This window comes from Hyalangium sp., from assembly GCF_035629615.1.
Classification (GTDB): Bacteria; Myxococcota; Myxococcia; order Myxococcales; family Myxococcaceae; genus Hyalangium.
Genome location: NZ_DASPHO010000575.1, coordinates 1 through 2,581 on the forward strand (window position 1 = coordinate 1; position 2,581 = coordinate 2,581).

The window sequence follows — 2,581 nt, forward strand, 5'->3', positions numbered from 1 at the left end:
CAGCGAGTTCATCGAGTTGGCCAGGTACAGCTCCCGATCCTCCGTCACCTGCTGCACCAGCCGCATGCACCCGTCGAAGTCCGTGTCCAGCGACAGCACCCGCGCCCCGTTCGCAATGGGCTGCACCAGCTGCGCCAGCGACACCTTGTCCTTGGGCAGGAACACCACCGAGGGGATCCCCGCCGCCGCCGCGTACGCGGAGAGCGCCGCAGAAGTATCCCCCGTGGAGGCACACGCCACCGCGCGGATGGGCACGCCCCGCGCCCGCAGGTGCTTCACCGCGGACACCAGCACCGTCATGCCCCAGTCCTTGAAGCTCCCCGTCGGCGAGACGCCGCACTCCTTGAGCTCCAGGCTCGCCAGCCCCAGCTCGGCCGCCATCCGCCGCAGCGGCATGAGCGGAACCCGCCCCTCGCCCAGCGAGACGATGTCTCCCGCGGGCAGCTCCGGGCACACCCACTCGTGCTTGCCCCACACCCCCGAGGCGTTCGGCAGCCGCGAGGCGCCAAAGCGGGACTCGAAGCGCCGCTTCCACTCCGCCGCCGGCACCGAGCGCAGCGCCTCCAGATCGTGCGACACCTCCAGCAGCGAGGAGCACTGGGGACAGCGGTAGATGACCTCCCACAGCGACGCGCGGAAGCCGCAGCCCTCGCTGCACACGTACTCCGCGCGGAAGCTCGAGTTCGGCGCGCTCACGCGTCGACCGCCACGACGCGCGTCCCACAGACCGTGCAGATCTTGTTCGGCCGGGTTGGCGTGCGGCACTTCTTGCACGGCAGCCAGGTCAGATCCTCCTCCGAGACACCCCCAGGGCCCTTCGCCGCCGCGGTGGGCCTCACACGGGGCAGCCGCATGCCGCACTTGTCGCACACCATGCCCTCGGCCTGGACGTTGCGGCAGTAGCGACAGACGACCGCACCCGTGGGCGCCGCCGTGCGCACCCCGTCATCCACCGCGCGGCCCGTGTCCAGCTCCGGCACCGCCTCGACGCTGACCTTGTCGACCGGCGCCATGCGAGTGACTTCCAGATCCTGCACCGACTGGGCTGGCAGATCCGGGCCAGCCTGCTGGCGGGTGTGGTCCAGCTCAGCCATCACGGGAGCGTCTACCGCCACACGGCCGCCCATGTGGTGGGTCTGCTCCAGCTCAGCCAGGGTTGGCACAGCCACGGCGGCGGCGATCTTCGCCACCTGGAGCTTCTTGCCACAGTTGTCGCACTCGTCCCCTTGGGCCTGCGGGTGTTCACACACCGGGCAGATGATCATGGGACGAACGTTATCGGCCAGGGCGCCCGGGGGCAACGCACGCTTCAGCCCGGGTTCCAGGCCTCCCCCGTCATGGGCACGAACCGCACGGGCAGCAGGTGCTCGACCCGAGGGATCTCTCCCTCCCGGGTGCGGGTGATCCGCAGCAGCTCCTGGTTGCCCCTCTGGGACCCTACCGGCATCACCATGCGCCCTCCCAGCTTGAGCTGCCCCAGCAGCTTGGGCGGGACGGACTCCGGCGCCGCCGTGCCTATCACCGCGTCGAACGGGGCCGCCGCCGGCCACCCCAGCGAGCCATCCCCCTCGCGCAGGTAGACGTTCTCGAAGCCCAGCTCCCTCAGCAGCCGCCTGGACGAGCGAGCCAGCGAGGGCACGATCTCGATGGAGTACACTTCACGACACAAGAGGGCGAGGACCGCCGTCTGGTAGCCGGAGCCGGTGCCGATCTCCAGCACCCGCTCGTGCCCCTGGAGCTCGAGGGCCTGAGTCATCAGGGCGACGATATAGGGCTGGCTGATGGTCTGCCCGTGGCCGATCGGCAGCGGGGAGTCCTGGGTCGCAGCGGCGCGGGCCTGCTCCGGGACGAAGTCCGCGCGATTCAGACGCTCGATCGCGTCGAGCACCCGCTGATCACGGATCCCTTCCCGCTCCAGGAAGTCTGCCAGCGCCTGATCTCCCATGGCTGCACCCCTCTCCGGAAGCTTACGCATCCCCCGCGGCCCGAGGGAGGGTTCGGATCGCCCCTACCCCACCCGAGCAAGCGCCAATCGGCCCTCCCACCGCTCCTCGAGGGCCTTCACCAGGCCCTGGTGCTCGGGGGCTCGCAGATCCGGATCCTGCTCGAGGATGCGCCGGGCCTCGGCCTGGGCCAGCGAGAGCAGATCCCCATCCCGCGCCAGGTTGGCGACGGCGAGCTCCGGCAGGCCGCTCTGCCGCGTCCCGAGGAACTCGCCGGGCCCGCGGATCTCCAGATCCTTCTCGGCGATGACGAAGCCATCGTTGCTGTGCTCCATCACCGCCAGCCGCTCGGTGGACTCCCAGGAGCGGGCGGGGCTGGCCACCAGGTAGCAGTGGCTCACGGCCGCGCCGCGCCCCACCCGGCCCCGCAGCTGGTGGAGCTGCGAGAGGCCGAAGCGCTCGGCGGACTCGATGACCATGACGGAGGCGTTGGGCACGTCCACGCCCACCTCCACCACGGTGGTGCACACGAGGACGTGGATCCGCCGCTCGCGGAAGTCCGCCATCACCGCGTCCTTCTCCTCCGGCTTCATGCGCCCATGGAGCAGCCCCACGCGGGCTTGGGGGAACACCTGCTG

4 protein-coding genes are annotated in these 2,581 nt (G+C 70.6%); all 4 read right to left on the reverse strand.

Going from position 1 to position 2,581, the window contains the following annotated elements; genetic code table 11:
- Window positions 1–696: pyridoxal-phosphate dependent enzyme (locus tag VD972_RS29125; RefSeq protein ID WP_324992026.1), on the reverse strand; the 696-nt coding region annotated here is incomplete at its 3' end.
- A complete protein-coding gene (locus VD972_RS29130; protein WP_324992027.1) occupies window positions 693–1,265 on the reverse strand; it encodes a hypothetical protein in 573 nt (190 codons plus the stop codon). The genes VD972_RS29125 and VD972_RS29130, both read right to left, overlap by 4 nt.
- Before the next feature lie 44 nt (window positions 1,266–1,309).
- Window positions 1,310–1,945: a protein-L-isoaspartate(D-aspartate) O-methyltransferase gene (locus tag VD972_RS29135; RefSeq protein ID WP_324992028.1), complete on the reverse strand. Its 636-nt coding sequence runs from the start codon at window positions 1,943–1,945 to the stop codon at window positions 1,310–1,312.
- Between the two features lie 63 nt (window positions 1,946–2,008).
- Window positions 2,009–2,581 (reverse strand): helicase-related protein (locus VD972_RS29140; protein WP_324992029.1); only part of this gene is annotated, 573 nt, incomplete at its 5' end.